Origin of the sequence: Duganella phyllosphaerae (assembly GCF_001758785.1) — a bacterium.
In the GTDB taxonomy this organism is placed as follows: Bacteria; Pseudomonadota; Gammaproteobacteria; order Burkholderiales; family Burkholderiaceae_D; genus Rugamonas; species Rugamonas phyllosphaerae.
Map to the genome: position 1 here is coordinate 179,360 of NZ_LROM01000152.1, position 23,288 is coordinate 202,647.

Below are 23,288 nucleotides of genomic sequence, written 5' to 3' on the forward strand. Positions count from 1 at the left end.
CCTTTTTACCATGCACCACAGCTCACCAGCGTCCACCTCATTGTGTCCCTAGTCCTCGCCAACTCCATTCCCAAACCGGGCAATCGCTTTGCCCTGCCCACCCTGCATGGCTCCTCGGATGCGTACGCGCTCGCGCAAGCGGCGCTCGCCCTCAAGGCGCAAGGCCGCATGCTGGCCGTGATCACGTCCAGCGCAGCGGACGCCCAGCGCCTGCGCGACGAGATCCCGTGGTTCGCCGGCGAGGAAGTGCGCTGCCACCTGCTGCCGGACTGGGAAACCCTGCCTTACGACGCCTTCTCCCCGCACCAGGACCTGGTGTCCGAGCGCCTGGCCACGCTGCACGAAATCTCCAGCGGCCAGTGCGACGTGATGCTGGTGCCGGCCACCACGGCGCTGGTGCGCATGGCGCCGCCGTCGTTCCTGGCGGCGTACACTTTCTTCTTCAAGAAGGGCGAGTCGCTCGACGAAGCGCGTTTGAAGGCGCAACTGACGCTGGCAGGCTACACGCACGTCACACAAGTGATGTCGCCCGGCGAATACTCGGTACGCGGCGGCCTGATCGACCTGTTCCCGATGGGCTCCGCCCTGCCCTACCGGCTCGACCTGTTCGGCGATACGGTGGAAACCATCCGCACTTTTGACGCCGACACCCAGCGCTCGCTGTACCCGGTGGGTGAAGTGCGGCTGCTGCCGGGACGCGAGTTCCCGATGGACGAAGCGGCGCGCACCACGTTCCGCAGCCGCTGGCGCGAGTATTTCGAAGGCGACCCATCGCGCTCGGTGGTCTACAAGGACATCAGCAGCGGCATCGCCTCGGCCGGTATCGAGTACTACCTGCCGCTGTTCTTCGAGCAGACCGCCACCCTGTTCGACTACCTGCCAGAGGGCGCGGCGCTGGCACTGGTCGGCGACATTGACGCCGCCATCAAGCGCTTCTGGGCCGACACCACCTCGCGCCACCGCTTCCTGAAAGCCGACCGCGAACGCCCGATCCTGCCGCCCGACATGCTGTTCCTGTCGGACGAACAGTTCTTCACGCTGGCCAAGCCGTATGGCCGCATGGTCATTTCCAGGGACGCCGACCAGGGCGCGTCCGAATTGTCGGCGCCGATTCCCAATATCGCCGTCAACCGCCACCTGGAGGACCCGCTGACCAACCTGCGCAGCTACCTGCTGCCGGCCGGCACGCGGGTGATGATCTGCGCCGAGACCAACGGTCGCCGCGAAACCTTGCAGCAGTACTTCAGCGAATACGACCTGGCGCTGACGCCGGTCGAAGGCTTTGAAGGCTTTGCCACGTCCGCCGCCAAGCTGGCGCTGGGCGTAGCACCCCTGCACACCGGTTTCGAGCTGGCCACGCCTACCGAGCGGCTGGTCTTCATTACCGAGACCGAGCTGTATGCGGGCTCCGGCCGCCGCGTGGGCAAGAAGAAGCAGGAAGCCGTCACGCAGGTCGAATCGATGGTGCGCGACCTCTCCGAGCTGAAAATCGGCGACCCGGTGGTGCACATCAACCATGGCATCGGCCGCTACATGGGCCTGACCAGCATGGACCTGGGCGAAGGCGAAACCGAGTTCCTGCACCTGGAATACGCCAAGGACACCAAGCTGTACGTGCCGGTCTCGCAGCTGCACGTGATCTCGCGCTACTCGGGCGCCGCGCCAGAAGACGCGCCGCTGCACACCCTGGGATCCGGCCAGTGGGAAAAGGCCAAGCGCCGCGCCGCAGAACAGATTCGCGACACCGCCGCCGAGCTGCTCAACCTGTACGCCCGCCGCGCGCTGCGCCAGGGCCATGCCTTCGAATACTCGGCGCACGACTACGAGCGCTTCGCCGAGAGCTTCGGCTTCGACGAGACGCCCGACCAGCAGGAAGCGATCAACAACGTCATCCGCGACATGACATCCGGTAAACCGATGGACCGCCTGGTGTGCGGCGACGTCGGCTTCGGCAAAACCGAAGTGGCGCTGCGCGCCGCCTTCATCGCGGTCATGGGCGGCAAGCAGGTGGCGATCCTCGCCCCCACCACGCTGCTGGCCGAACAGCACGCGCAAACCTTCGCCGACCGCTTTGCCGACTGGCCAGTGCGCATCGCCGAAATGTCGCGCTTCCGCACCGGCAAGGAAATCAACCAGGCCATCAAGGGCATGGCCGACGGCACGCTCGACATCGTCATCGGCACGCACAAGCTGCTGTCCGACGACGTGAAATTCACCCGCCTGGGCCTGGTCATCATCGACGAGGAACACCGCTTCGGCGTGCGCCAGAAGGAGGCATTGAAGTCGCTGCGGGCGGAGGTCGACGTGCTCACGCTCACCGCCACGCCGATCCCGCGCACGCTGGGCATGGCGCTCGAAGGCCTGCGCGAGTTTTCCATCATCGCCACCGCGCCGCAAAAGCGCCTGGCCATCAAGACGTTCGTGCGCAGCGAGGGCGAGTCGATCATCCGCGAGGCCTGCCTGCGCGAACTCAAACGCGGCGGCCAGGTGTACTTCCTGCACAACGAGGTGGAAACCATCCAGAACCGGATGGCGATGCTGACCGAGCTGCTGCCCGAGGCGCGCATTGCGGTGGCCCACGGCCAGATGCACGAGCGCGACCTGGAAAAAGTGATGCGCGACTTCGTGGCGCAGCGCTACAACATCCTGCTGTGCACGACGATTATCGAAACCGGCATCGACGTGCCGACCGCGAACACCATCATCATGCACCGCGCCGACAAGTTCGGCCTGGCGCAGCTGCACCAGCTGCGCGGGCGCGTGGGCCGCTCGCACCACCAGGCGTATGCGTACCTGCTGGTCACCGATGTGCAGGGCCTGACCAAGCAGGCGCAGCGCCGACTCGACGCCATCCAGCAGATGGAAGAACTGGGCAGCGGCTTTTACCTCGCCATGCACGACCTGGAAATCCGGGGCGCCGGCGAAGTCCTCGGCGACAACCAGTCCGGCGAGATGACCGAAATCGGCTTCCAGCTCTATACCGACATGCTCAACGAGGCGGTACGCTCGCTCAAGGCCGGCAAGGAACCCGACCTGGCGGCGCCACTGGCCACCACCACCGAGATCAACCTGCACACGCCGGCGCTGCTGCCGGCCGACTTCTGCGGCGATGTCCACGAGCGGCTGTCGATCTACAAGCGCATGGCCAACTGCTCGGTCCAGGACAAGATCGACGACTTGCAGGAAGAACTGATCGACCGTTTCGGCAAGCTGCCCGACCCGGTCAAGGCGCTGATCGAAACCCACCGCCTGCGCATCGCCGCCAAGACCGTGGGCATCATCAAGATCGACGCCCATGGCGAAGCAGCGAGCCTGCAGTTCATGGCCAAGCCGCCGATCGACCCGATGCGCATCATCGAACTGATACAGAAGAACCGCCAGATCAAGCTCGCCGGCCAGGACAAACTGAAGATCACGGCGTCCATGCCGGACCTGGCCGCGCGCGTCGCGCAGATCAAAGGTGCAATTAAACAACTCACCAACAATTAATCAGGTATTGACCGCGAGCGCCTAAGGTCGTACCTTAAACGAGCGACACCCGAACACCAAAGCCTACAACCAGCAAGAACAATGACATCAGCCACCAAATCCATGAACTTGGTTTTACAAGGGCGCGACGAAAGCCGTGCGCGACTCGAACGTATCGCGGCGCTGACAGCGCCGCAGTCGCTCACGTGGCTGAGCGACCGCGCCGTGCGCTGCGAAGGCATCGCCTTTTCGCCGGCGCTGCGCCAGACCATCGAAGTGGCGGCCCATGCCGCGCAGCTGGACGCCACCTATGCCATCGGCGTGCAAAAGATGAGCGACTTCAAACTGGTGGCCATGGACATGGATTCCACCCTGATCACCATCGAGTGCATCGATGAAATCGCCGACATGCAGGGCCTGAAGGCGCAGGTGTCCGAAATTACCGAGGCGGCCATGCGCGGCGAACTCGATTTTGCCGCCAGCCTCACGCGCCGCGTGGCGCTGCTCGAAGGCCTGGACGCGTCCGCGCTCGAGCGCGTGTATGAAGAACGCCTGAAGCTCTCGCCGGGCGCGGAAGCCATGCTGCAAGCGGTGCAGCAGGCCGGCCTGAAGACCCTGCTGGTCTCCGGCGGCTTCACCTATTTCACCAGCCGCCTGAAAGAACGCCTGAAGCTCGACTACACCCACGCCAACGAACTTGAAATCGTCGACGGCAAACTGACCGGCAAGGTACTCGGCGCCATCGTCGACGCCGACGCCAAGCAGCAGACCGTGGAGCGCGTGTGTGCGGAGCTGGGCATCTCGCCGTCGCAGGCAATCGTGATGGGCGACGGCGCCAACGACCTGAAAATGATGAGCATCGCAGGCATGTCGGTGGCGTTCCGCGCCAAGCCGGTGGTACGCGAGCAGGCCAGCGTGGCGCTCAATTTCGCGGGCCTCGACGGCATACTGCCGCTGTTGGCATAAACCATGGACAAGTCTGCCGCCAAGGGCTGTCAGCAATGCCGCGAGGCCGAGCCGCTCGGTTTCGACTTCTCTTATGCCTACCAGCCCATCGTCCAACTGAGCACGCAGCAGATCTACGCGCACGAGGCCCTGGTGCGCGGTCCCAATGGTGAGTCGGCCTGGTCTGTGCTATCGCAGGTGAATGAAGACAACCGCTACGCCTTCGACCAGGCTTGCCGCGTGGCCGCCATCGAAGGCGCAGCCAAGCTCAATCTGCAAGGCTATTTGTCGATCAACTTCCTGCCCAACGCCGTGTACCAGCCTGCGGCCTGCATTCAGCGCACGCTGCAGGCGGCCGAGGAATTCGGCTTTCCCACCGAGCGCATCATCTTCGAGGTGACCGAGGGTGAAGAAGTGCAGGACCGCCCGCACCTGGTCAATATCTTCCGCGAGTACCGCCGCTTTGGCTTCCAGACCGCGATCGACGATTTCGGCGCCGGCTACGCAGGGCTTAACCTGCTGGCCGAATACCAGCCGCACATCATCAAGATCGACATGGACCTGGTGCGCAGCATCGACACCAGCGTCGCCAAGCAGGCCATCGTGCGGGGCATCGTGTCGATCTGCCGCGACCTCGACGTCAAGGTGCTGGCCGAAGGCATCGAGACCCCGGCCGAACGCGACACCCTGCGCGGCGCCGGCATCGACCTGATGCAAGGCTATTTGTTTTGCAAGCCGGCGTTGCGCGCGGCTGGCGAGATCGATCCGGCGGCCTGGGGTTGAGCATGGCCGCTTGCGGCTGCCGCCTGCTGGAGGTGGTAGACACGGTGCAAAAGGCGATGATCCCGCTGGCGCTGCTGTATCCGGCCCACGGCGTGGAAACCACCGAGCAGTTCGGCCCTTATTCCCTCGCTGTCGCAATCGATGCAGCACCGGTCGGCGGTACCTTCCCGCTGGTGGTAGTCTCGCACGGCAACGCCGGCACGCCGTGGGCCTACCGCGAACTGGCCAGACACCTGGTGCAGCACGGTTACATCGTCGCCCTGCCCGCCCACACCGGCAACACCCGCCACAACAACAACCGCGCCAACACCGCCGCCAACCTGGCCAACCGGCCGCGCCACATCACGCTCGTCATTGATGCCGCTTACCAGCAGCTGAAAGACCACCTGAAACCCGACTGCGTGGCCGTGATCGGCCATTCGATCGGCGGCTACACCGCGCTGGCGGTGGCCGGGGGAAAGCCGTGGACCGGGCCTTACGAGCGCAAGGCCAATCCGCCGCAGCCTGTCCTGGTGACGCCCGATTACCGGGTGCGCGCGCTGGTGCTGCTGGCGCCGGCCACCGCCTGGTTCCGTCCCGGGGCGCTGCGCGCGGTGCGGGTACCGGTCCTGATGATCACCGGCGACCAGGATGTGAACACGCCGGTCGCGCACGCGCTCAATGTGCTCGATGGCGTGGCCGACCGCGCCCAGGTGGTGCACAAGGTGTTTGCCGGCGCCGCCCACTTTTCGTTCATGAGCAAATTTCCGGCCGAGATGACCAAGCCGGAATTTCATCCGTCGCAAGACCCACCCGGTTTCGACCGCGCCGATATCCAGGCCGGGTTGTTCGACGATATCAGCGCGTTCCTGCTGCGTACGGTCGGTACGGTGGCTGCATTACCGGATAATGAAACTGTGTAAACGCCCGGCGATTCCGCTATACTTTTGACACTCTTGTCACTTTAAAGGAATCGCCATGTCGCAGGATCTGATACTCGATGGTCGTGACAGCTCGGCCAAGACCACCGCCTGGTGGTTGTACATCGTGCACGCCGTCAGCTTCGTGTTTTCGCTGGGGCTGTTCTCGGTGATTCCGCTGGTGATCAACTATGTGCAGCGCCCCGGCACTACCGGCACGTTCGTGCACAGCCACCATACCTGGATGATCCGCTCGTTCTGGTGGTACGTGGTGTGGATCGCGGTGGGCGCGCTGGCGTTCATCACCATCATCGGCATTCCGCTGGCCTACCTGATCTGGCTCGGCGCCTGGCTGTGGAAGGCCTACCGCCTGATCGCCGGCTTCATGCGCCTCAATAACAACGAAGCGGCTGCCGTCTAGCGCTGGATCAGCTGCAACGCCTGGCGCAGGCCTTCGACGATCACACCGTAGGCCTGGCGCCGGCTGGCCTCGTCCGGCGCACGCAAGACGTACGACGGGTGATACACGGTGACCACCCAGCGGCCGTCGTGCTGCACCGGCGCCGGGTGGCCATCGTTCATCATCGCCGTCATGGTGGCCGAGCCATCCTGCAGCAGCGACTTCAAAGCTGTGCTGCCCAGCGCCACCACCACTTGCGGTTGCACCCGTTTCAATTCCTCTTCCAGCCACAGGTGGCATGCGGCCACCTCGCGCTGCGCCGGCGTCTTGTGCAGGCGCCGCTTGCCGCGCGGCTCCCACTTGAAATGCTTGACGGCGTTGGTCAGATAAATGCTGTCACGGTCCACGCCGGCCTCCTGCATGGCCTGTTGCAGCACGGCCCCGGCCGGGCCCACGAACGGCAAGCCCTGCAGATCCTCCTGGTCGCCCGGCTGTTCGCCGACGAGCATGATGCGCGCCTGCGCCGGTCCCACGCCAGCGACGGCCTGGGTGGCGTTTTCCCACAGCGCGCAGCGGCGGCACTGGTCAAGCGACGTCGGCAGCTCGCGCTGCGGTTGCGCGCGTTCTGGCGCAATCGGAATGCTGGTGGCGCCGCCGCGCTGACCCACGGTACCGGTCTGGCCGGTGCGGCGCTCGCCGTTGTTGGCGGCAGTGACCATGGCGGGCACGATCGCGCCTTCGGGCAAATTTTTCCAGAACCGCGAAGGGATATGGCTGCGCAGCAGGTCGGCGTTCACGCGCGCCGGATTGAAGATGCTGCGGTAATAGGTGAGCCACAGCGCTTCGCCGGCATCCTCGATATCGGCCGCGCTGCGCAGCAGCGATGGCGCCTCGATCAGCTTCTCGCCGTCCCACAGGATCGCTTGCCCCGGCGTGGCGATCAGCCAGGTGATCGGCCCCATGCGCCTCGCAAAGTGGCGCGCCACCTGCGGCAGCACATCGTGGGTGGGCTCGAACCAGGCCACGAAGCGCGGCGCGCCGTCTTCTTCCTTGCGCTCGCGGAAGCGCACGTAGGCGTGCATGTCGTGCTGCTCGCGGTGCACGGCTTTGACCATGGCATACAGCCGGGCGCCGTCGGGATCGGCCGGCGACACCACGTCGCGCTCGCCCAGGTGCCAGCGCCAGATCACCTTGTATAAAAACGACCACCGGTCGAGTGCATTGAAGCAGGCCGCGTCCTCGATCATGTCCATCACCTGGCGCGGCAGGCGCAGCTCGGCGCCCGGCGGCGGCGCGGCCTTGAGCGCGGTCGCGCCGGCCTGCGAGCCGAAGCCGGAAAACAGGTCGCCGTCTTCGGGCTCGCTGGCCCACTCGACGTACTCGGGCGCGATGCTGCGCGCCACCAGGTCGCGCGCGGCAGTGCGCCATTCGGCAAACGTCTGGACCACCCGGCGCGTCATGCCGCTTGCAGCTCCGGCCACAAATTCAATTGCTGTGCTGGCACCGCCATAGCCCGCCGCAACTGCTCGGAAGGACCGGCGTCGTTGACCGGAAAATAGTCGGCCGTGATGATGAAGGGCGAGATCTTCTTCATGCTGCATTTCAGGCGCGTGAGGTCGGCGTAGCGCACCTGGCGCAGGCGGCGCAGGTCGACGATGCGCTGGGCGTTGCGCAGACCGATGCCGGGAATGCGGGCGATCATGTGCGGTTCGGCGCGATTCAAGTCCATCGGGAAGTGCTCGCGGTTGTCCAGCGCCCAGGCCAGCTTGGGGTCGATGTCGAGCGCCAGGTTGCCGGTCTTGGGCAGCAGCTCATCGACCTGGAAGCCGTAGCTGCGCAGTAAAAAATCGGCCTGGTACAGGCGGTGTTCGCGCATCATGGGCGGCGGCGCCAGCGGCACGCTTTTCGGGCTTTGCGGAATCGGGCTGAATGCCGAGTAGTACACGCGTTTGAGCTTGTAGCTGCCGTACAGCGTTTCGGCGGTTTTCAGGATTTGCTGGTCGTCGCTGGCGTCCGCCCCCACGATCATTTGCGTGCTCTGGCCGGCCGGTGCGAAGCGCGGCGACTTCGGCTCCTCGGCCTTTTCGTCGAGCTTCCTGCGGATGGAGCCCATCGCCAGCTTGATGGTGTGCACGCTCTTTTCGGGCGCCAGTTTTTGCACGCTGTCCTGGGTGGGCAGTTCGATGTTGACGCTCAAGCGGTCCGCATAGCGGCCGGCGGCGGCAATCAGCGCCGGGTCGGCATCGGGGATGGTTTTTAAATGGATGTAGCCGCGGAACTGGTGCACCTCGCGCAGTTCGCGGGCGATCTGCACCAGCTGCTCCATGGTGTAGTCGGCCGACTGGATGATGCCGGAACTGAGGAACAGGCCGTCGATGTAGTTACGCAGGTAGAAATCCTTGGTAAGCTTGACCACCTCGGCCACCGTAAAGCGCGCGCGCGGCACGTTGGACGTGCGGCGGTTGACGCAGTACTGGCAGTCGTACAGGCAGTAATTGGTCAGCAGGATCTTGAGCAGCGAGACGCAGCGGCCGTCCGGCGTGTAGCTGTGGCAAATGCCCATGCCGGTGGTGGCGCCGAAGCCGTCCTTGCCGACCGAATGGCGCTTGGGCGCCCCGCTGCTGGCGCAGGAGGCGTCGTACTTGGCCGCGTCGGCCAGGATTTCCAGTTTGTCTGTCAGTTCCATGACCCGTCTCGATATACTGTGTATGCATACAGTATATCAGACGAATCAGGCCAGCAGCTTCTTCAGTGCATCCACGAGTGCCGCGCATTCGGCATCCGTACCAATCGAGATACGCAGGAACTGGTCAATGCGCGGCTGTTTGAAGTGGCGCACCAGGATGGCCCGCTCGCGCAGGCCGGTGGCGATGGTGACGGCGTCGTGGCCGGGATGGCGGACAAAAATGAAATTGGCGCTCGACGGCAGCACCTCGAAGCCCAGCGCCAGCATCTCGGCGGTCAGTCGTTCACGCGTGGCGATCACTGCGCGCGAGGTTTGCGCGGCATACTCCACGTCGTCGAGCGAGGCTACCGCGCCCGCCTGCGCCACCTGCCCCAGCGGATAACAGTTAAAACTGTTTTTCACGCGTTCCAGGCCGGCGATCAGATCAGGGTGGCCGACCGCGAAGCCCACCCGCAGGCCGGCCAGCGAATGCGACTTCGACAGGGTCTGGATCACCAGCAGGTTGTCGTAACGGTCCACCAGCGCGCTGGCGCTCGCGCCGCCGAAATCGACATAGGCTTCATCGACCACCACCACCTGGTCCCGGTGATTCGCCAGCAGCGCTTCGATCCGCTCCAGTGGCAGCGCGATGCCGGTGGGGGCATTCGGATTGGCGATGATGACGGCGCCGCACGGCGCGGTGTAGTGCTCGACGTCGATCTCGAAGCGGTCGTTGAGCGGCACCGGCACCGCAGTGATGCCATACAGGCTGCAATAGGTAGCGTAGAAGCTGTAGCTGATATCGGGCAGCAGCAACGGCAGCTCGTGCTTGAGCAGCGCCTGGAAGGTGTGGGCCAGCACTTCGTCCGAGCTGTTGCCGACAAAGACCTGCTCGCGCTGCACACCGAGTCGGTGCGCCACCGCATCCTTCACTGCCAAGTTGGCGGGGTCGGAATAGCGGCGCAGATCGTCGTCGGCGGCGGCCTGCATGGCGGCGATCGCCTTGGGCGATGGGCCGTACGGGTTTTCGTTGGTGTTCAACTTGATCAGGCCCGGCATGCGCACCTGCTCGCCCGGCGTGTACGGCGTCAGGCCGTGGACGACTTTGCTCCAGAAACGACTCATTTCATCAACTCCAATGCTTGTTCGATATCGGCGATCAGGTCATCGGCCTCTTCCAGGCCGATATTAAAGCGCACGAGGATGCCCTGGTCGGGCCAGTTCTTGCGCATGTGCGCGATCCGGTACGGCATGGCCAGGCTGTTGGCGCCGCCCCAGCTATAGCCGATGCCGAACAGCTGCAAGGCATCGACGAAGCGGTCGGTCTGCTCTTCCGTGTAGCGCGCGTCGAACAGCACCGAGAACAGGCCGCCGGCGCCGGTAAAGTCGCGCTGCCAGGTTTCGTGGCCGGGACAATCGGGCAGCGCCGGGTGCAGCACGCGGGTGATCTCGGGGCGGGTCTTGAGCCACGCCGCCACCTTGCGCGCGGCTTTGTCGTGGGCCTCGAAACGCAGCCGCATGGTGGGCAGGCCGCGCAGCACCAGGAACGCATCGTCGGCGCCCACGCCCATGCCAAGGCGCATGTGGGCCAGGCTCAGCCGGTCGTGGATGACGCGGTCGCGCGTGATCACGGCGCCCATCAGCACGTCGGAGCCGCCCGACTGGTACTTGGTCAGCGCCTGCATGACGATGTCCGCACCGTGGTCGAAACCGTTGAGCGCGAGGCCGGCAGCCCAGGTATTGTCCAGCGCGACCAGCACGCCGCGCGCACGGGCGGCGGCGCAGATGGCCGGCAGGTCCGGCACTTCCATCGACACCGAACCCGGCGCCTCGGTCCAGATCAGCTTTGTATTCGGCAGTATCAGTTCGGCGATGCCGGCGCCCACCAGCGGATCGTAGTAGCGCGCGGTGATGCCGAAGTCGGCCTCCAGCCAGCGACCCAGTTCGCGGTTGGGGTTGTAGACGTTATCGGGCAGCAGCACGTCGTCGCCGGTCTTGAGCAGCGCAAAATCGACCATGGCAATCGCCGCCAGTCCGCTGGGCGCCAGCAGGCACTGCGTGCCGCCCTCGATCTCGGCCAGCCGCGCTTCCAGCGTAAACGTGGTGGGCGTGCCGTGCAGGCCGTAGGTATAGGCGTTCTTGTCTTTCCAGTCGCCCGAGCGCATGGCGGCCACGTTTTCGAACAACACCGTGGAGGCATGGTGGATCGCGGTGGGAAACGCCGCGAAGCCTGCGGGGGCACGGTAGTCGGAGTGGATCAGGGCGGTGTGCGGGGATTTTTTGGTGTTCATCTGGAGTGCTGGGCGAAGAAAAAAAGGCGGGGCACTTGCGTGCTCCGCCTTCATTATAGCCGCGTTGACAAGGCTTACTAAGCCTCGCCCCACAGGTCGTGGGCGTCGGACGTGGTGATCTTGACGTCGACGAACTGGCCGACGACCAGCTTCTTGTGCGGTTCGTACGGCGGCTTGACGTACACCACGCCGTCGATTTCCGGCGCATCCGCGCTTGATCTGCCGATGCCGCCGGTGCGGTTGACTTCATCGATCAGCACGCGCACGGTCTTGCCAACCTTGGCCTTCAGGCGGTTCTTAGAAATTTCTTCCTGCAGCAGCATCACGCGGCCACGGCGTTCTTCGCGCACTTCTTCCGGCACCGGATTGGCCAGTTCGTTGGCAGTCGCCCCTTCCACCGGCGAATACGCGAAGCAGCCGAGGCGGTCGATCTGCGCTTCCTTGAGGAAGTCAAGCAGGTACTCGAACTCTTCCTCGGTCTCGCCAGGGAAGCCGGCGATGAAGGTCGAGCGGATGGTCAGGTCAGGATTCATCTTGCGCCAGGCCAGGATGCGGTCGAGGTTTTTCTCGCCGCTGGCCGGACGCTTCATGCGCTTGAGTACATCGGGATGCGCGTGCTGCATCGGGATGTCGAGGTAAGGCAGCACGTGCTCGCCCATCATCGGGATTACCTGGTCCACGTGCGGGTACGGATACACGTAGTGCATGCGCACCCAGGCGCCGTACGACTTGGCCAGCTCGCCCAGCGCTTCCATCAGCTGCGTCATGTGGGTCTTGATCGGGCGGCCGTTCCAGAAGCCGGTGCGGAACTTGACATCGACGCCGTAGGCCGAGGTGTCCTGAGAAATGACCAGCAGTTCCTTGACGCCCGACTTGAACAGGTTTTCCGCTTCCAGCAGCAGCTCGCCGATCGGGCGCGACACCAGGTCGCCGCGCATCGACGGGATGATGCAGAACGAGCAGCGGTGATTGCAGCCCTCTGAAATTTTCAGGTAAGCGTAGTGCTTGGGCGTGAGCTTGATGCCCTGCGGCGGCAGCAGGTCGATGAACGGCTCGTGCGGCTTGGGCAGGTGGAAGTGGACCGAGTCCATCACTTCGGCCAGCGCGTGCGGACCGGTCACGGCCAGTACCTTCGGGTGCACCTTCATGATGATGTCGTCGCCGGCAGCATCCTTCTTCGCGCCCAGGCAACCGGTTACGATCACGCGGCCGTTTTCAGCGAGTGCTTCGCCGATGGCGTCGAGCGACTCCTGCACGGCAGCGTCGATGAAGCCGCAGGTGTTGACGATCACCAGGTCGGCGCCGTCGTACGACTTGGCGGTCTCGTAGCCTTCAGCGCGCAGCTGGGTCAGGATTTGTTCGGAATCGACCAGCGCCTTGGGGCAGCCGAGCGAGACAAAGCCGACTTTGGGCGCCGCACCGCTCACGGTGGTCGCTGCTGCTGGCTTGGTGGTACGGGAAAGTGGTTGCGATTGCATGTTGGGTGTCATGAAGATGCCGGGCAATCGGGCATTATACCCGATTGCCCTTGCTGCGGAGAACCCCCAGACACCGCGCTGTCGCCGCGATCCTGAATACATGCTCATCCGTATACCTTTCCATACTGCAAGATGGTATCGTGAGGTCTTATCGGAATTCACGATTGGACAGTGTATGGCAGTTATTGTTGGCATCGTTATCGCCTTGGGCGCGATATTTGGCGGCTTCGCGCTCGAGGGCGGCCACCTGGCGCCCCTGTTCCAGCCGTACGAGTTGATGATGATTGCCGGCGGCGCGCTGGGCGCATTCGTCATCGCCAACGACGCCAAGTCGCGCCAGGCCGTGTACGATGCCATGCCCACCCTGTTCCACACCGCGCGCCAGACCCGCGCCCTGTACGTTGAAATGATGAGCCTGATGTTCGAGCTGCTGACCAAGGCGCGCCGCGAAGGCCTGATGGCGATCGAAGACGAAATCGACAATCCGCCAGGCAGCCCGATCTTCGTCAAGTTCCCGCTGGTGATGGCCGATGCCCACCTGGTGGAATTCATCACCGACTACCTGCGCCTGATCATCAATGGCAACATCGACGTGTACCAGATCGAAAACCTGATGGACAACGAAATCGACGTCCACCACCAGGACGGCGAACTGGCGATCAATGCCATCCACAAGGTCGCCGAAGCCCTGCCCGCCTTCGGCATCGTCGCTGCCGTGATGGGCGTGGTCCACACCATGGCCTCGGTCGGCTTGCCGCCGGCCGAACTGGGCAACCTGATCGCCGCTGCGCTGGTAGGCACCTTCCTCGGCATCCTGCTGGCCTACGGCGTGTTCGGCCCGATCGCCAGCCTGCTCGAGCGCAAACTGGCGGAATCGACCGGCGTGTTCCAGTGCATAAAAGTGACCATCATCGCCAGCCTGAACGGCTATGCACCGGCACTGGCGGTGGAGTTCGGTCGCAAGGTGATTTCGGCCAAACAGCGGCCGTCGTTTGCGGAGTTGGAGTCGATTTTAAGGCCGGGGAAGCGTTGAGTCGGCATCTGCCTATTTGACGGCTGGTGTCATTATCACCGGACCGAGAGGGGTATAATCGAGACTTATTTCAGAAGGAGAGCGTCATGGCAAAAATAGCCTTCTCTCGCAGTGACGTCATTGCCATCAATCGCAGGTTGATTACCAAACCCGCACTGCTGCAAGAGACTCCAAACGGCTCCGCCTTTCCCACACGTCCGCAGTCGCCTTCCTCGCAGATTGCGGCGAAGTTAATGCGGGAAGTTGGCGTCTCAAGCAAAAAAATGTCAGAGGCGTATCGCTTTGCACGGTCAGCAGTGATCAAGGCCGAGTGATATGGGCAGCAAATGGCCTACAACACCATTTATGAAAGGCTTACTGCGGATCCAAACGACCTGGTGGGCGCCTTAGCCTACATTAGCTACAAGCAGCAAAAGGTCGAGTTCTGCAAGACCACCGGCGGCGGCAGCCCCAGCCGCGAGGAAATTGAGGGGTTTCACGCAATTGCGTCGCTTGATACCTCGATTGCGGCATATCGTTCGCAGGCAGAAGCGATGGCGCAAGCGTTTCTCAACGAAAGTCTTGACGACTTGGCTCAACGCGCAGAGTCGGAGACGCGGCAGGACGTTCTGTACCGCTACATTGCGACGGTCAATGCGGATCTGCAGCTCCAACTCACCACGATCAATCAAGCGCTCGCTGCCAAGCGTACCTGGCTGGGATGGCTGCGCGATGTGGGCGGAAATCTTATCGTGAATATCGTCACGATTCTGGTGATCGGAGCTTTTGTACTCGGCTATAAATTTATCGGCGAGGTTCAGCAACAAGCAGAAATCAAGGCCGGTGTCGGCTCTCCAAAGGCCCCCGGCGATTCCGCAGCGCGCCCCGATATCCGCTAACACAACAAAAACTACGGACGCAATTCATCGCCGACGACAGTCATCTCATTAACGTTTTAGTTGAGGGTCGTTTCACTTTATTACTCTATAGGTGCATTCATAGCGAGGCTCAACGCAAAAACGGCACAGAAGCCAAAGCTGCTGTGCCGTTCAGATTTCGCTCAGTTCAGCTGCTCAGTTCAGCTGATGCGAAAGATTACTTCTTGTCCGTGGGCGGCACCACTGGCACGAACGGGAATGCGCCGAACAGGTTCTTGCTCTGGTTCTGCATCTGCTCCTGCATCTGCACGAACAGGCTCTTGCTCTGGTCGATGTAGTTGTTCATCATGCCTTGCATCATCGGGCCCTGGACGTTCATGAACTGGGTCCACATTTCTGGACTAAAAGCTTTGCCGTCGATGGCGCCCGGGGTGGTGCCGGTGAATTTGCGCTGGATGTCGGTAAAGGCCTGGACGTTCTTTTCCAGGTACGAGCCCATCATGCCCTGCATGGCGTGGCCGTAGAAGCGGATGATCTGCGACAGCACGTCGCTCGAGAACATCGGCGCGCCGCTGGCTTCTTCTTCCAGAATGATTTGCAGGAGAATGCTGCGGCTCAGATCTTCGTTGGTCTTGGCGTCGACCACGGTGAATACTTCGTTGTCCAGCACCAGCTGCTTGACGTCCGACAGCGTGATGTAGGAACTGGTCTGCGTATCGTACAGGCGACGATTCGGGTATTTCTTGATCAGGCGGTCAGCATTTTTTTTCGCACTACTCATCACAAGTCCGTTTTTATTGCGCCGCAGCGCGTCTCCAACAATTCGAAAGAAAAAGCGAACTTCGGTCCGCTTTTCACGTGCCTACTTCATCGTATTATAGAGGGGAAAGTCAAAAGATTGCAGAAAGTCGCAATAGTGCTGGCATTTATTGCAACGCAACCAATCGTCGCGCACTCAAGCACTTCCCCTCAGCAACTCACTCAGCCAGCCTTCGCCTTCACATACCGCCCGGGTGCCGGCTCGATCGGCGTGTAACGGGCATTGCCCGGCTTGGCCTTGGGCTTGACCTTCTTGCCGCCGTGCTGGGCCAGGAACTCGGCCCATTGCGGCCACCAGCTGCCCGGCACCTCTTTGGCGCCATCGAACCAGGCCTGGGCGTCTGCGGCGTCGCCTTCGTTGATCCAGTAGCTGCGCTTGTTCTTGGTCACCGAGTTGATCACGCCGGCGATGTGGCCAGACGCGCCCAGCACGAAACGGTTGGCGCCTGGTTTGCCCTGGTTGAGAATGTTGCGCGAACCGTAAGCCGACATCCACGGCACGATATGGTCCTCGCGTGATCCGTAAATAAAGGCCGGGGCGTCGATCAGGCCCAGGTCGATCTTTTCGCCGGCGACGGTGAGCTTGCCCGGAATTTTCAGGCTGTTTTCCAGGTAAGTATTGCGCAGGTACCAGCAGAACATCGGGCCCGGCAAGTTGGTGCTGTCCGAGTTCCAGAACAGCAGGTCGAATGCCGAGGGCTCATTGCCTTTGAGGTAGTTCGACTGCACATAGTTCCATACCAGGTCGTTCGGACGCAGGCTCGAGAACGTCGAGGCCAGGTCGCGGCCCGGCATCAGGCCGCCGTCGCGCAACTGCTGTTCGCGCAGCGAGACTTGCGTTTCGTCGATGAACACGTCCAGCACGCCGGTATCGCTGAAGTCGAGGAAGGTGGTAAGCAGCGTCAGGCTGGCTGCCGGCTGCTGGCCGCGCGCCGCCAGCACCGCCAGCGCGGTGGCAACGATGGTGCCGCCCACGCAGAAACCGAACATATTCAGTTTTTCCTGGCCACTGACGTCCTGGACGATGCGGATCGCCTCGATCACGCCCTTCTCCACGTAGTCGTCCCAGGTGGTGCCGGCCAGCGATTTATCCGGGTTGCTCCACGACACCAGGAACACGGTGTTGCCCTGCTCCACCGCGTAGCGCACCAGCGAATTTTCCGGCTGCAGGTCGAGGATGTAGAACTTGTTGATGCACGGCGGCACCATCAGCAGCGGCACCTGGCTCACGGCAGGCGTGGTAGGCGTGTACTGGATCAGCTGGAACAGCGGATTCTCGTAAATCACCGTGCCCGGCGTAATCGCCAGGTTGCGCCCCACTTCGAACGCCGATTCATCCGACTGCGAGATATGGCCCTTGTTGATGTCGCCAAGCATATTGGCCAGGCCGCGCGTGAGGCTCTCGCCCTTGGTTTCAATCAGTTTTTGCTGCGCTTCCGGGTTGGTGGCCAGGAAGTTGGCCGGCGACATGGCATCGACCACCTGCTGCACGGCAAAGCGGATTTTCTGCTTTTGCTGGGGCGCGGTTTCCACGGCGTCCACCATCGCGGTCAGGAACCTGGCGTTGAGCAGGTAAGATGCGGCATTGAAGGCCGACATCGGGTTGCCCTGCCAGGCCTCAGAACTGAAGCGGCGATCGGCAATGGCGGGCGCCTTGCCGGCCAAAAATTCCTGCCACAACGCGGTAAAGTCGCGCAAATAATCGTTTTTCAGCTGCTCCATCGCTTCCGGTTTGAGCGCGACGCCGATATCCTGCAACATGGTGGCCATGGGATTGGCCTCGGTGGTGGGCGCCTTGCTGAACCAGGACTGCCATTGGCTCGGGTCGCCGACCTGGGACATCCAGGCGTTGGCAATGGCTTGCGGATCGGGCAAATTCATGTGTGATTCCCTAAAAAATAATGAAGTATCTTTAACTGGGTTGCTACATGCTGATTGTTGCTATTGCTTGGATTTACGTCGTGGGACTAATGGCGCTCACCGAGCCGACCATCGTCGCGGGAATTGTAACGTTTTTGTTCTATTGCGTGCTGCCGCTGGGGACCTTGATTTACATCTCGGGTACCGGCAAGCGCAAGGCACGCCGCAAAGCGGCAGAGCAGGCGGCGCAAGAAGCAAAAAAGTCCGGCACGCCCGGGACTCAACGGAGCCCTGAGAAACCGTAGCGAGCGGCTCGCTATCGTCTTGAGTAGCGGAAGCGTACGCAGGTACGCTGAGCAACGCAAAGGCGATAGCGTGACGCGCAGTAGGTTTATCAGGGCTCTCTCATTTGAGCCAGATCAAGCTCGCTTGCCGTCCAGTCACGCCATCGCGGCGGAACGAGAAGAAGCGGCCCGAGTTGGACACCGTGCAGTATTCGCCGCCATGCACTTGCGTGACACCGGCGCGCAGCATGCGGTGCCGGGCCAGCGCGTAGATGTCGGCCAGGAATTTCCCCGGCTTGTGTTCGATGGCAGTAAACGCCGCCGTCACGTGGCGCACGCTCGAATCGTCCAGCGCACCCTGCAGAAAGGCCTCGCGCACGTCGCCGCCCACCTCGAACTGGTAGGCGCCGATGGCCGGCCCCATCCAGGCCATCAGGTCGCCGGCGCCGGCGGCGCGCATGGACTCGATGGTGTTTTCCAGCACACCAGCGGCCAGGCCGCGCCAGCCCGCGTGCGTGGCAGCCACCACGGTGCCTTGGGCGTCGCAGAACAGCACCGGCAGGCAATCGGCCGTCATCACCACGCACACCTTGCCGGCGATGGTGGTCATGCTGGCGTCCGCTTCGGGCACTTGCTGCGGGCCCACCTTGGCCAGATCGGCTACCAGCGTGCCGTGTACCTGGGCCAGCCAGGCCGGGTCGCACGGCAATTGTTCGCGCAGGATCTGGCGGTTGCGGGCGACGTTGTGCGGCTGGTCGCCCACGTGGGTGCCCAGGTTGAGGCCGCCCTGCCCCATGCCGTCGTCATACGGCGCGGGACTGACGCCGCCACGCCGCGTGGTGGACAGCATGACCACATTGGCGGGCATGCCCGGCCACTGTGGCATCAACCATTGTTGATAAGCATTCATTTCAGTGCTGTTCCGGTTCTGCGATGCCGGCCTGGGCGATCAGGCCGGCGAAGTCGGCCGCCAGCGGCACGACCCATTCGCATGTCTCGCCGGTGGCCGGATGCACCAGGCCCAGGCGGCGCGCTTGCAGGGCCTGGCGTGGGAACACATTGGACAGGTGCTGTTTGCCGTAGGTGGTGTCGCCCACCAGCGGGAAGCCGATCGACATCATGTGCACGCGGATCTGGTGGGTGCGGCCAGTTTCCAGCCGGCACTGCATCAGGCTGACCGGGCGACGGTCGAGGTCGCCGCTGGACAGCAGTTCGTAGTGGGTAATCGCCGGCTTGGCGCCCATGCTGGTGGAGACCGCCATCTTGATGCGGTCTTTCGGGTGGCGGCCCATGGAGGCGTCGATGGTGCCGCTGATGCGCGGCGTGCCCCATACCAGCGCGAAATACTCGCGCTTGACGGTGCGCGCGGCCAGCTGGCGTACCAGGTCGGTCTGCGAAGCCAGGGTTTTGCCGACGACCATCAGGCCGCTGGTATCCTTGTCCAGCCGGTGGACGATGCCGGCGCGCGGCACACCGGCCAGTTGCGGACAGTGGTAGAGCAAGCCGTTGAGCAGCGTGCCGCTCCAGTTGCCGGCGCCCGGATGCACTACCAGGCCGGCCGGCTTGTTGATGACGATCAGGTGGTCGTCTTCGAAAACGATGTTAAGTTCTACCGGTTCCGGTTTAAAAGCCTCGTCTTCCGGCGCTGGTTGGGGCAGAATGACGATCTTCTCGTCGCCGTAGACCGTATCCTTGGTGCTTTTTGCCGGTTTGCCATCGACGCTGACGAAGCCGTCGGTGATCCACATCTGCAGGCGCCCGCGCGAAAATTGCGGCACCAGGCCCGAGATCACCTTGTCGAGGCGCTGGCCGCACGCTTCCGGCGTGAGTTCCAGTTCGATCGGCGCCAGGCTGTCGTCTTCGTCGCCGTCGGCATCGAGGACGATGGTGGTGTCGAGATCAGTGTGGTCGAGGGCGAGTTCGGTGGAGGATTCGGTCGAATTCGGCTTTGGAGTTAATATCACAGCATTCCCATCGGCTATAATCAGCCTATTGTAAAACTTTGGTTAAACAGCTTCTTGCAAAACAATATGCAAAAAAAATTATCAGTAGTCGCAGCAACGTTGGTGATGCTTAGTTTGTTCGGTTGCGGAGCATTCTCCGACAAGGCCGATGAAACAAAGGGCTGGACCGCTTCGAAATTATACTCGGAGGCGACCGAAGAACTCGAAGGAGCGCACTACGAGCGCGCAATTCAGCTGTACGAGCGTCTCGAATCGAGCTATCCGTTCGGTACCTACGCCCAGCAGGCGCAGATGCAGATCGCCTATGCCTACTACAAATCGCAGGACCAGGCCCAGGCGCTGGCAGCGGTCGAGCGCTTCATCAAGCTGCACCCGAATCACAACAACGTCGACTACATGTATTACCTGCGCGGCCTGATCAGCTTCAACGACCAGGTTGGCCTGCTCAACTTCGTCTACGAGCAGGACGTCACCGAGCGCGATCCGAAAGCCACGCGCGAAGCGTATGCGGCGTTCAAGCAGCTGGTGGACAAGTTCCCCAACAGCCGCTACACGCCAGACGCCCGCCAGCGCATGCGCTACCTGGTCAACGCCATGGCGTCGTACGAAGTACACGTGGCGCGCTACTACTACCGTCGCGGCGCCTACCTGGCAGCGGCCAACCGCGCCATGGGCATCATGGACGACTACCGCGATTCGCCCTCGATCGAAGAAGCACTGTTCATCATGATCCGCAGCTACGACAAGCTGGGCATGACCGAACTGCGCAACGACACCGAACGGGTATTCCGCCTGAACTACCCGAACAGCAAGTTCCTCGACGAAGGCAAGAAGGCCGAGCGTCACTGGTGGAAGTTCTGGAGCAGTAAATAAATACCGATCGCGGTTGAGCCGTCATCCCCGCGAAAGCGGGGATCCATGGAGCGCATGAGCAGCCCGGCGCTGGTCACTATGGCTATATTCACAGGTTCTATGGATCCCCGCGTACGCGAGGATGACGGATCTGTGGCCTTTACACCAATTTACTCCGCCACTTTCCGCCGGAAAATCCACGTTGTCTCGCTCGAATCCTTCGCATCGAACGCATAACCGTCGACATCGAATTTTTTCAGCTTCTGCGGGTCGGCCAGTCCCTTGACCGTCGCATAGCGCGCCATCAGGCCGCGTGCGCGCTTGGCGTAGAACGAGATGATCTTGTACTTGCCGCCCTTGTAATCCTCGAACTGCGGCGTGATCACCGGCACCGCGAGCTGCTTCGGTTTGACCGACTTGAAGTATTCCTCGGACGCCAGGTTGACCAAGGCTTTCGCGCCCTGCTCCGCCGCCAGCGCGTTCAACGCGCGGGTCTGGGTCTCGCCCCAGAAATCGTACAGGTTCTTGCCGCGCGAGGTCGCCAGGCGCGTGCCCATTTCCAGCCGGTGCGGGTGGATCAGGTCCAGCGGACGCAGCAAGCCGTACAGGCCCGACAGGATACGCACGTGCGACTGGGCATAGTCGATCTGCTTGGCGTTCAGGCTGTAGGCGTCGAAACCGGCATAGACGTCGCCGTTGAAGGCCATGATGGCCTGGCGACCTTCTGCAGTGTCGGTGGTCCACGAGGCGTAGCGGCCCACGTTGAGCGACGCCAGCTTGTCGGACAGGTCCATCAGTTCGCCGACCTGGTCCGGCGAAAATTCGCGTAGGCGGTCGATCAGCAGGGCCGACTGGTCGAGAAAATCGGGCTGGGAAACCAACTTGGTCGTGGCAGGGGTTTCGAGGTCGAGACTTTTGGCGGGCGACAGCACTATCAACATATTCTGATTAACCTATTTACTGAACTTCCGACATGATACCCGTTCCCCGCATCGTCATCGATACCAACGTCTGCCTGGACCTGTTCGTCTTCAAGGACCCGCGCTGGGCCGCCCTGCTCGATGCGCTGGAAACCGGTAAGGTCGAGGCCGTTACCCGGTGGGATTGCCGCGACGAATACAATATCGTGCTGCATTACAAGCATTTGCCGCTCGACGACGACAGCCGGCCACTGGCCGCCGCCCGTTTTGACGAACTGATCAAGGTGGTGGCGCCGGCCGAATCGGGCGTGCGTCTGCCGGTGTGCACCGACCGCGATGACCAGAAGTTCCTGGAAGTAGCGCGCGACGCCCGGGCCAGTGTGCTGATCACGAAGGACAAGGCGCTGCTCAAGCTGGGCAAGCGCCTGGTCAAGGCCGGCATGTTCCAGGTAGTGGTGCCCGAGAAATGGTCGCTCGAAGTTGACGTACACCCGCTGACGCACAACCGCTGACCAGCACCAGCTGACCTGCGCTAGAATAGGCGATCTGTCCACCACCTCGCCGACATGAACAGCAGCCTACCCAGCAGCCAACACAGCAGTAGCAACACCGCCACTCCTGTCCTTGCCAGCCGCCTGCCGGCCGTCGGCACGACCGTGTTTACCCGCATGTCGATGCTGGCCGCGCAAGCGGAGGCCGTCAACCTGGGCCAGGGCTTCCCCGATTTTCCGTGCGAGCGCAGCCTGCTCGACGCCGTCACCGACGCCATGCAGGCCGACTGCAACCAGTATCCGCCCATGACCGGCGTGCCGGCGCTGCGCCAGGCCGTCGCCGCCAAGATCGCCACGCTGTACGGCCAACAGTACGACGCCAACGACATCACCATCACCGCCGGCGCCACTCAAGGCCTCACCACCGCCATCCTGTGCTGCGTGCACCCGGGCGACGAAGTGATCGTGATCGAACCGGTGTACGACAGCTATGTGCCGGCCATTACGCTCGCGGGCGGCATCGCCGTGTGCGTACAGATGGAAATGCGCGCCGGCGGCTACACCGTGCCATGGGCCAAGGTGGCCGCTGCCGTCACCAGCCGCACCCGGCTGATCGTGATCAACACCCCGCACAACCCCACCGGCAGCATCCTGCGCGGCTCGGACATGCACGCCTTGTCCGACCTGGTGCGCGGCACCGATATCCTGGTCCTGTCCGACGAAGTGTACGAACACATGGTGTTCGACGGCCAGCGCCACGAGTCGGTGTGCCGCCACCCGGAGCTGGCCGCGCGCGCCTTCGTGGTGTCGTCGTTCGGCAAGACCTACCACGTCACCGGCTGGAAAGTTGGCTACGTGGCGGCGCCGCCCGCGCTGATGGCCGAATTCCGCAAGGTGCACCAGTACAATGTGTTCAGCGTGAATACGCCGATGCAGCACGGCATCGCCGACTACATGGCAGATCCGCAGCCGTACCTGCAGCTGCCGGCGTTTTACCAGCGCAAGCGCGACCTGTTCCGCAATGGCCTGGCCGGCACCCGTTTCGAATTGCTGCCGGCCGACGGCACCTACTTCCAGTGCGTGCGTTACGATAAAATTTCCGCGCAAACCGAGGCCGAGTTCGCCGAGTGGCTCACGACCGAGATCAAGGTGGCGGCCATTCCCGTGTCGGCCTTTTACCAGCAGGGCAACGAGTCGGGCATCGTGCGCTTCTGCTTTGCCAAGCAGGACGCCACGCTGGCGCTGGCCCTGGCGCGCCTGGCCACCATCTAGGAGCCAA

Annotated in this window: 22 protein-coding genes; 12 read left to right on the plus strand and 10 right to left on the minus strand. The window is 62.8% G+C overall.

Annotation, left to right across the window (positions count from 1 at the left end; all coding sequences use genetic code 11):
- Positions 1-42: 42 nt before the first annotated feature.
- From mfd to DUPY_RS26190, 5 genes are all read left to right on the plus strand, one after another.
- Positions 43-3,489 carry a transcription-repair coupling factor gene (gene mfd / locus DUPY_RS26170; protein ID WP_070252070.1) on the plus strand — a complete coding sequence of 1,149 codons (3,447 nt, stop codon included), beginning with the start codon at positions 43-45 and terminating at the stop codon, positions 3,487-3,489.
- Positions 3,490-3,591: 102 nt separating this feature from the next.
- Positions 3,592-4,434 (plus strand): phosphoserine phosphatase SerB, encoded by an 843-nt coding sequence (gene serB, locus DUPY_RS26175; RefSeq protein ID WP_070252071.1) that lies wholly within the window; start codon positions 3,592-3,594, stop codon positions 4,432-4,434.
- Positions 4,435-4,437: 3 nt separating this feature from the next.
- Entirely contained in the window at positions 4,438-5,196 is a 759-nt protein-coding gene (locus DUPY_RS26180; protein WP_070252072.1) for an EAL domain-containing protein, read from the plus strand.
- A 2-nt stretch (positions 5,197-5,198) separates the two neighbouring features.
- Positions 5,199-6,098, plus strand: a complete 900-nt coding sequence (locus DUPY_RS26185; RefSeq protein WP_070252073.1) for an alpha/beta hydrolase family protein — start codon at positions 5,199-5,201, stop codon at positions 6,096-6,098.
- A gap of 55 nt (positions 6,099-6,153) precedes the next feature.
- Complete coding sequence (locus tag DUPY_RS26190; RefSeq protein WP_070252074.1) at positions 6,154-6,516, plus strand: DUF4870 family protein; 363 nt, start codon at positions 6,154-6,156, stop codon at positions 6,514-6,516.
- Here the strand turns inward: DUPY_RS26190 and DUPY_RS26195 are convergent.
- From DUPY_RS26195 to rimO, 5 genes are all read right to left on the minus strand, one after another.
- On the minus strand, positions 6,513-7,955 hold the full coding sequence (locus DUPY_RS26195) for a UdgX family uracil-DNA binding protein (RefSeq protein WP_070252075.1): 1,443 nt from the start codon (positions 7,953-7,955) through the stop codon (positions 6,513-6,515). The two genes, DUPY_RS26190 and DUPY_RS26195, sit on opposite strands and share 4 nt — an antisense overlap.
- Positions 7,952-9,181: a putative DNA modification/repair radical SAM protein gene (locus tag DUPY_RS26200; RefSeq protein ID WP_070252076.1), complete on the minus strand. Its 1,230-nt coding sequence runs from the start codon at positions 9,179-9,181 to the stop codon at positions 7,952-7,954. The genes DUPY_RS26195 and DUPY_RS26200 overlap by 4 nt, the downstream gene beginning before the upstream one ends.
- A gap of 45 nt (positions 9,182-9,226) precedes the next feature.
- A complete protein-coding gene (gene hisC / locus DUPY_RS26205) occupies positions 9,227-10,285 on the minus strand; it encodes a histidinol-phosphate transaminase (protein WP_070252077.1) in 1,059 nt (352 codons plus the stop codon).
- The gene (locus DUPY_RS26210; protein ID WP_070252078.1) at positions 10,282-11,451 is read right to left on the minus strand and encodes a cystathionine beta-lyase; all 1,170 of its coding nucleotides are present in this window, start codon (positions 11,449-11,451) and stop codon (positions 10,282-10,284) included. The genes hisC and DUPY_RS26210 overlap by 4 nt, the downstream gene beginning before the upstream one ends.
- A 77-nt stretch (positions 11,452-11,528) precedes the next feature.
- Positions 11,529-12,929, minus strand: coding sequence for a 30S ribosomal protein S12 methylthiotransferase RimO (gene rimO / locus DUPY_RS26215; protein ID WP_070252141.1), 1,401 nt, complete (start codon positions 12,927-12,929; stop codon positions 11,529-11,531).
- Between the two features lie 175 nt (positions 12,930-13,104).
- Here rimO and motA point away from each other — a divergent pair, with 175 nt between their 5' ends.
- The 3 genes from motA (at position 13,105) to DUPY_RS26225 (ending at position 14,840) form a co-directional block, all read left to right on the plus strand.
- Positions 13,105-13,962 carry a flagellar motor stator protein MotA gene (motA, locus tag DUPY_RS26220; RefSeq protein ID WP_070252079.1) on the plus strand — a complete coding sequence of 286 codons (858 nt, stop codon included), beginning with the start codon at positions 13,105-13,107 and terminating at the stop codon, positions 13,960-13,962.
- A gap of 86 nt (positions 13,963-14,048) precedes the next feature.
- Positions 14,049-14,276 (plus strand): hypothetical protein, encoded by a 228-nt coding sequence (locus DUPY_RS28145; protein WP_141749685.1) that lies wholly within the window; start codon positions 14,049-14,051, stop codon positions 14,274-14,276.
- Positions 14,277-14,288: 12 nt separating this feature from the next.
- Entirely contained in the window at positions 14,289-14,840 is a 552-nt protein-coding gene (locus tag DUPY_RS26225) for a hypothetical protein (RefSeq protein ID WP_070252080.1), read from the plus strand.
- Positions 14,841-15,036: 196 nt separating this feature from the next.
- On the opposite strand, the gene phaR is transcribed toward DUPY_RS26225, so the two are convergent.
- Both phaR and phaC read right to left on the minus strand, forming a co-directional pair.
- Positions 15,037-15,600 carry a polyhydroxyalkanoate synthesis repressor PhaR gene (phaR, locus tag DUPY_RS26230; RefSeq protein WP_070252081.1) on the minus strand — a complete coding sequence of 188 codons (564 nt, stop codon included), beginning with the start codon at positions 15,598-15,600 and terminating at the stop codon, positions 15,037-15,039.
- 200 nt (positions 15,601-15,800) lie between these two features.
- The gene (gene phaC / locus DUPY_RS26235; RefSeq protein WP_070252082.1) at positions 15,801-17,519 is read right to left on the minus strand and encodes a class I poly(R)-hydroxyalkanoic acid synthase; all 1,719 of its coding nucleotides are present in this window, start codon (positions 17,517-17,519) and stop codon (positions 15,801-15,803) included.
- A gap of 47 nt (positions 17,520-17,566) precedes the next feature.
- On the opposite strand from phaC, the gene DUPY_RS26240 reads away from it, so the two are divergent.
- On the plus strand, positions 17,567-17,803 hold the full coding sequence (locus tag DUPY_RS26240; protein ID WP_070252083.1) for a hypothetical protein: 237 nt from the start codon (positions 17,567-17,569) through the stop codon (positions 17,801-17,803).
- Between the two features lie 100 nt (positions 17,804-17,903).
- On the opposite strand, the gene pgeF is transcribed toward DUPY_RS26240, so the two are convergent.
- Both pgeF and DUPY_RS26250 read right to left on the minus strand, forming a co-directional pair.
- Positions 17,904-18,650, minus strand: a complete 747-nt coding sequence (gene pgeF / locus DUPY_RS26245; protein ID WP_229255513.1) for a peptidoglycan editing factor PgeF — start codon at positions 18,648-18,650, stop codon at positions 17,904-17,906.
- A gap of 43 nt (positions 18,651-18,693) precedes the next feature.
- Complete coding sequence (locus DUPY_RS26250; protein WP_070252086.1) at positions 18,694-19,746, minus strand: RluA family pseudouridine synthase; 1,053 nt, start codon at positions 19,744-19,746, stop codon at positions 18,694-18,696.
- A 66-nt stretch (positions 19,747-19,812) separates the two neighbouring features.
- Here DUPY_RS26250 and DUPY_RS26255 point away from each other — a divergent pair, with 66 nt between their 5' ends.
- A complete protein-coding gene (locus DUPY_RS26255) occupies positions 19,813-20,619 on the plus strand; it encodes an outer membrane protein assembly factor BamD (protein ID WP_070252088.1) in 807 nt (268 codons plus the stop codon).
- 149 nt (positions 20,620-20,768) lie between these two features.
- Here DUPY_RS26255 and yaaA read toward each other — a convergent pair whose 3' ends face one another.
- Positions 20,769-21,539, minus strand: a complete 771-nt coding sequence (gene yaaA, locus DUPY_RS26260; RefSeq protein ID WP_070252090.1) for a peroxide stress protein YaaA — start codon at positions 21,537-21,539, stop codon at positions 20,769-20,771.
- 32 nt (positions 21,540-21,571) lie between these two features.
- Here yaaA and DUPY_RS26265 point away from each other — a divergent pair, with 32 nt between their 5' ends.
- Together DUPY_RS26265 and DUPY_RS26270 are read left to right on the plus strand one after the other, a co-directional pair.
- A complete protein-coding gene (locus tag DUPY_RS26265) occupies positions 21,572-22,030 on the plus strand; it encodes a putative toxin-antitoxin system toxin component, PIN family (RefSeq protein WP_070252093.1) in 459 nt (152 codons plus the stop codon).
- Between the two features lie 54 nt (positions 22,031-22,084).
- A complete protein-coding gene (locus DUPY_RS26270; protein WP_070252095.1) occupies positions 22,085-23,281 on the plus strand; it encodes a pyridoxal phosphate-dependent aminotransferase in 1,197 nt (398 codons plus the stop codon).
- Positions 23,282-23,288: the final 7 nt, after the last annotated feature.